This is a genomic window from Streptomyces sp. NPDC087263 (assembly GCF_044744645.1).
Classification (GTDB): domain Bacteria; phylum Actinomycetota; class Actinomycetes; order Streptomycetales; family Streptomycetaceae; genus Streptomyces.
On sequence record NZ_JBIUYT010000027.1, the window covers coordinates 1 to 6,979 of the forward strand.

Sequence of the window (6,979 nt, forward strand, 5' to 3'; positions counted from 1 at the left end):
CTGACCGGCGGTGATGTGGTGCCGGCGGGTGCGATCGCGCAGGTGAAGGCGGCCTGCCCGGAGATCGAGATCCGGCATCTGTACGGCCCCACCGAGACCACCCTGTGCGCGACGACACAGCCGATCGCTCCCGAGGCCGAGGCTCCGACGGTGCTGCCCATCGGTAGGCCCCGCGACAACACCCAAGCCTTCGTGCTGGACGAGTACCTCAAGCCCGTGCCCCCGGGCGTCAACGGCGAGCTCTACCTTGCCGGTTCCGGACTCGCCCGCGGCTATCTCGGCCGGTCGGCGCTGTCGGCGGAGCGTTTCGTCGCATGCCCGTTCACGGGTGGCCGGATGTACCGGACCGGGGATCTCGCGCGGTGGACGGCGGATGGTGAGCTGGTCTTCGCGGGCCGTGCGGATGAGCAGGTGAAGATCCGCGGGTTCCGGGTGGAGCCCGGTGAGATCGAGACGGTCCTCGCCGCCCACGAGAGCGTGGGTCAGGTCGCGGTCGTCGTGCGTGAGGACCGCGAGGGTGACAAGCGGATCGTCGCCTACATCGTTGGGGAGGGCGAGGCCGACCCGGCCGGGCTGCGGGAGTACGTCGCCGAACGGCTGCCGGAGTACATGGTCCCGGCCGCCTTCGTGACCCTCAACGCCCTGCCGATCACCGTCAACGGCAAGCTGGACCGACCCGCCCTCCCTGCCCCCGACTTCGCCGGTCTCACCACCGGCCGGGGTCCGGCGACACCGACCGAGGAGATCGTCGCCGGGCTCTTCGCCGAGGTGCTGGGCCTTGAGTGGGTGGACGCGGAGACTTCGTTCTTCCAGCTCGGCGGCGACTCCCTGCTGGCCATGCGACTGCTCGCCCGCATCCGGTCGGTCCTTGAGACCGGAGTCAGGATCGGCGCGCTGTTCGCGGCGCCGACGGTGGCCGGAGTCGCCCGACTGCTCGACGCCCGGGAGGGCACCCTGACCCGGGCCGCGCTGACGCCGCAGCCGCGTCCGGAGGTGCTGCCTCTTTCGTACGCACAGCAGCGGATGTGGTTCCTCAACCAGCTCGAAGGCGCCGGCGAAGGCGCTGGGTACAACATGCCGCTCGCCCTGAAACTCTCCGGGGACCTGGACATCGCCGCCCTGGAAGCCGCGCTCGGCGATGTCGCCGACCGGCACGAGAGCCTGCGCACCGTCTTCCCGGAGACCGACGGCGAGCCCCGCCAGCACGTGCTGGCCGGAGACACGGGCAGGCCGCCACTGATCGTCGTGGAGACCACACCGGACGAGTTGGCCGCGACTCTCGCGGCGTACTCCGGGCGCGGCTTCGAACTGAGCGTGGATCTGCCGTGGCGGATACGGCTGTTGGTGACGGGGCCCGCGGAGTACGTACTCCTGGTCGTCGCGCACCACATCGCTGTCGACGGCTGGTCGATGGGCGTACTCGCGCGGGATCTGGGGGTGGCTTATGCGGCCCGGCGGGCAGGCGGGGCGCCGGACTGGGAGCCGCTGCCGGTGCAGTACGCGGACTATGCGCTCTGGCAGCGCGAGGTCCTGGGCGAACTCGACGACACGGACAGCGTGATCAGTGGCCAACTGGATTACTGGCGGCGGGCCCTGTCCGGTGCGCCGGAAGAGCTGGACCTGCCGTCCGACCGGCCCCGCCCGGCCGTGTCCTCGTTCCGCGGTGGCAACGTGCCCCTGAGCGTGGACGCACAGACTCACGCCCGGCTGGTGGCAGCCGCTCAGCAGGGGAACGCGACCATGTTCATGGTCGTGCAGGCCGCATTGGCCGTGCTGCTGGCCCGACTTGGTGCGGGCACCGACATCCCCATCGGTACCGCGATCGCGGGCCGTGGCGACGAGGCGATGGACGACCTGGCCGGATTCTTCGTCAACACGCTGGTGCTGCGCACGGATGTCAGCGCCGACCCGACGTTCACCGAGGTGCTGGCGCGGGTGCGAGAGGCTGATCTGGCCGCGTACTCCCACCAGGACGTGCCCTTCGAGCGGTTGGTGGACGTACTGAGCCCCGCGCGATCCCTGTCGCGAAACCCGTTGTTCCAAGTGATGTTGGCGGTGCAGAGCGCCGCGCCCGAGGAGTGGGACCTGCCTGGCCTGACAGTCGGCACGCTGCCCTCGACCGCGGATCCGGTCGCGCGCTTCGATCTCGCGCCGACGCTGGTTGAGCGGCGTGATGGGGCGGGGGCGCCTGCGGGGTTGGGTGGGACGTTGCTGTATGCGGCGGATTTGTTTGATGAGGGTACGGCGGCGCAGTTGGCGTCGCGGTTGGTGCGGGTGTTGGAGGCGGTGGCTGCTGATCCCGGGGTGCGGCTGAGTGAGATTGCTGTGCTGGGGGAGGTGGAGCGGGCGCGGGTGGTGGAGGAGTGGAACGCCACCGAGGCCGTCATTCCGGGTGAGTCGATCGTGGATCGGTTCGAGGCACAGGTCGTGGTGGCGCCTGATGTGGTGGCGGTGCGGTGTGGTGAGCAGGCCGTGTCGTATGGGGAGTTGGACGGGCGGGCGAATCGGCTGGCGCGTTTCCTGAGCAGTGTCGGTGTGGGCAGGGAGTCGCGGGTCGGTCTCTGTCTGCCGCGGTCGGTGGACATGGTGGTGGCGTTGTTGGGGGTGTGGAAGGCCGGGGCGGCGTTTGTGCCGTTGGATCCGGAGTATCCGGTGGACCGGCTGGGGTTCATGGTCGCGGACAGTGGGGCCGAGGTGGTTGTCGGCACGGCTGAGGGCCTCGCGGATGTTCCTGTCGGCGATGCCCGTGTTGTCCTCCTGGACGAGGCGGACGGGTTCTCGGCGGAGCCGTTGGGGACGGTCATTGTTCCGGAGCAGTTGGCGTATGTGATTTATACGTCGGGTTCGACGGGCCGGCCGAAGGGTGTGGCTGTTGCTCATGGCGGGGTGTTGAACCTGGCTGAGGCGATGCGTCCGGTGCTGGGGATGGATGCGGGTGTGGTGGCGCTGCAGTTCGCGTCGTTCAGTTTTGATGCCGCGGTGCTGGATGTGGTGGTGACGCTTGCTGCGGGTGGCACGTTGGCGGTGGCGACGTCGGCCGAGCGCAGTGATCTGGATGCGCTGGCGGAGATGATCGACTCCGCGGGTGTCGAGGTGGCGAGTGTGGTGCCGTCGCTGCTGGGAGTGTTGGATCCGGCCGCTGTTCCGGGTGTACGCAACTGGGTGGTGGGTGCGGAGCGGGTGAGCGCGGATCTCGTGGGCCGGTGGTCGGTGGGTTCGCGGGTGCGGAACGCGTACGGTCCGACCGAGGCGACCGTGATCACCACGGCCACGGCGACGGCGCTGGATGCCGGGTTGGAGACGGCGCCGCCGATCGGCCGTCCGCTCCCCAATACCAAGGTGTTCGTGCTGGACGAATTCCTCCAGCCGGTCCCGGTGGGTGTCACCGGTGAGGTGTATATCGCCGGTGCGGGTCTGGCCCGGGGTTATATCGGCCGGCCTGGGTTGTCGGCGGAGCGGTTCGTGGCGTGCCCGTTCACCGGTGGTGGGCGGATGTACCGCAGTGGAGACCTCGCGAAGTGGACCCCCGGCGGCGAGTTGGCCTTCGCCGGGCGTGCGGATGAGCAGGTGAAGATCCGCGGGTTCCGTGTCGAGCCGGGTGAGATCGAAGCGGTCCTGAGCGGCCACGAGGCGGTGGCGCAGGCCGCAGTGATCATCCGTGAGGACCGTCCCGGGGACCAGCGCCTGGTCGCCTATGTGGTCCCTGCCAGTGAGCTTGATGTGGTGGCGGTGCGGGAGTACGCCGCAGAGCGTCTGCCCGAGTACATGGTCCCGACGGTCATGGTGCTGGACGCGCTGCCGCTCACCGTCAACGCCAAGCTGGACCGGACCGCGCTGCCCGCCCCCGACGTGGCGGTGGGCCGGGTCGCGGAAACCCCTACCGAGCAGATTCTGTGCGGGCTGTTCGCTGAGCTCCTTGGTCTGGAGGAGGTTGGTGCCGACGCCTCGTTCTTCGAGCTGGGCGGCGATTCGATTATGTCGATGCTGCTGGTGTCGAGGGCGCGTAAAGCGGGCCTCGTGGTGACCGCGCGCCAGGTCTTCGAACGCCAGACTCCCGCAGCGCTCGCCGAGGTCGCCGGGGACGCGGCTGACGGTGTGCCAGTCGGCGGCGGGGATGCGGGCGTCGGAGAGGTACCGCTGACCCCGGTGATGCACGAAATGCTCGGAAGGGCCGGAGCGGAACGTATCGGCGGGGTGTATCAGTCGACGGTGGTGGTGGCTCCGGCCGGGATGCGGCTGGAGACGTTGACCGACGCCGTCCAGGCGCTGGTCGATCACCACGACATGCTGCGGGCCCGGCTGGAGACCGAGCCCGAACCACGCCTCGTCGTGCCGTCGTCCGTGCCGGTGGCTCCCTGGGTGCACCGGGTGGACGCGACCGAGGGCTATCTCAACGAACTGCTGGCCGAACATGCCCACGCCGCCGCGGACCGGCTCGACCCGCAGGCGGGGGTGATGACGCAGGTCGTCTGGTTCGACGCAGGCCCGGACACCCCCGGACGGTTGCTGATCCTTGTCAATCACCTGGTGGTGGACGGTGTGACCTGGCGCGTCCTGGTTCCCGATCTGGCCGAGGCCTATACAGAACTTGCCGCCGGCCGCGAGGTCGCCCTGGAGCCGGTGCCGACCTCCTTCCGCCACTGGGCCAGGGCCCTCGCCGCGGAGGCGGTCGGCCCCGCGCGGCTCGCCGAACTCCCCGCCTGGACCCGGATGCTGGACGGCGCCGACCCGCTGCTCACCCCGGAGCCCATGGACCCGGAGCGGGACCTCGGCGCCACCGTGCGGCAGCTCTCGGTGAAGGTATCCACAGAGATCACTTCGAAGCTGCTGACCAGCGTGCCGACGGCGTTCCACGCAGGTGTCGACGACGTACTGCTGACCGGCCTGACCGCGGCGGTGGTCGAATGGCGACGCCGTCAGGGCCAGGCCCAGGCCGGGATCCTGCTGGACCTTGAGGGCCACGGCCGCGTACCGCTGGCCGAGGGCGTGGACCTGGCGCGAACAGCTGGCTGGTTCACCGGCAGCAACCCGGTGCGGCTCGACCTCGGCGCCGTCGACTTCGCGGAGCTGCGCTCCGGCGGGGCGGCGGTGGGACGGGTCGTCAAGCGGATCAAGGAGCAGCTCCGGGCAGTGCCGGGTGACGGTCTCGGCTATGGCCTGCTCCGTCATCTCAACCCCGAGACCGCACCGGCCCTTGCCGCGCTGCCGACGGCCCAGATCGGCTTCAACTACCTGGGCCGGTTCCCCGCCCAGCAGGATCGGCGGTCCGCCGAACAGTTGGCCTGGCAGACAGCGGGCGAAGGCGGCCGGGGAGGCGGCGCCGACGACCGTATCCCGGTCATGCACGCCCTGGAGTTCATGGGCGTGGTCCACGACCTGCCCGACGGCCCGCAGCTCACTCTCATCCTGTCCTGGCCGGCGGAACTCCTGCCGGAGCGGGCCGCCCAGAGCCTGGCCGACGGCTGGGCCGCGATGCTCACCGGGCTCACCGCCCACACCACCGACTCCGGCACCGGTGGCCACACCCCCTCCGACTTCCCGATGGTGGAGATCAGCCAGAGCGAGTTGGACGAATTCGAAGCGACAGCTCAGCAGATGGAAGAAGGAGCCTGAGATGACCGACTCCGCTTTGGTGGGGGTATGGCCGCTGTCGCCGCTTCAGGAGGGCCTGCTGTTCCACGCGGTGTACGACGAGCAAGGCATCGATGTCTACGTCGAGCAGATGATCATGGGCCTGGAGGGCAAGCTCGACTCCGCCGCGCTGCGCGCGTCGTGGCAGGCGCTGCTCGACCGGCACGAGAGCCTGCGCGCCGGCTTCCGGCACCGCGCCTCGGGAGCGCCGGTCCAGTTGATCATGCGCCGGTTGACTCTGCCGTGGCGTGAGGAGGATCTGTCGGGTCTGGGTGCGGATGAGGCGTGGGCGGAGTCGGAGCGGCTGGGGATCGCGGAGCGGGAGCGGCGGTTCGATCTGGCGGTGCCGCCGTTGTTGAAGGTGATGTTGGTGAAGGTGGGGCCGGACCGGTTCCGGATGATGATCACGTTGCATCACATTTTGCTGGACGGTTGGTCGTTGCCGGTGCTGATGCGGGAGTTGTGGACGTGTTACGAGGCTGGTGGCAGTGCTCGTGATCTGCCGCCGGTGACGCCGTACCGCGAGTACCTCGCCTGGCTCGCCCGCCAAGACAAAGAAGAGGGCCTGGCGGCTTGGAGGCGAGTGCTCGCGGGGGCCGACGAGCCGACGCTGGTGGCCCCGGCCGAGCGCAACGGCGCGGCCGCGCACTCCGCCATGGTGTCCGTCAAGGCGAGCAAGGAGCTGGACCAGTGGCTGCGCGAGCTGACGCGCACCCATGGCCTCACGCTGAACACTGTGGTCCAGGCCGCCTGGGCCCTGATCGTCGGCAAGCTGACGGGCCGGCGCGACGTGGTGTTCGGCGCCAGCGTCGCCGGCCGGCCCCTGGAACTGCCGGGAATGGAGAGCATGCTGGGGCTCTTCATCAACACGGTGCCCGTACGCGTGCACTTCGATCCGGCGCAGTCGGTCGCCAAAATGCTGACGGAGCTGCAGACCGAGCAGTCGGCGCTGGTGGACTACCAGTATCTGAGCCTCAGCGACATCCAGCGGCAGACCGGGCCCGGAGCCACGTTCGACACGATCATGGCGTTCGAGAGCTTTCCCTCGGGCACGAATGCCCAGAAGCCGTCGGGTGACGAGCCCGATGGGCAGGGGCCAGGTGGCCTGAAGTTCACCGAGTCCGGAATCCGGGAGTCGATCAGCTATCCCCTCGGCCTGGTGGTCGGCCCGAGCGGCGGCCTGGGCATGCGGCTGAGCTATCGGCCGGACCTGTTTGACGAGGGGACGGCCCAAGGCCTCGTCGACCGGGTGCTCCGGGTGCTGGAGCAGATGGTGGCTGATCCGGAGGCGCTGGTCGGGCGGCTGGATGTGCTTGCCGAGGTGGAGCGGGCGCGGGTGGTGGAGGAG

2 protein-coding genes are annotated in these 6,979 nt (G+C 69.6%); both read left to right on the forward strand.

Features of this window, described 5'->3' with window-relative positions; translation table 11 throughout:
* Positions 1 to 5,613: an amino acid adenylation domain-containing protein gene (locus ACIPC1_RS40245; RefSeq protein WP_402526807.1), complete on the forward strand. Its 5,613-nt coding sequence runs from the start codon at positions 1 to 3 to the stop codon at positions 5,611 to 5,613.
* A 1-nt stretch (position 5,614) separates the two neighbouring features.
* A partial coding sequence (locus tag ACIPC1_RS40250; protein ID WP_402526810.1) for a condensation domain-containing protein occupies positions 5,615 to 6,979 on the forward strand: 1,365 nt, incomplete at its 3' end.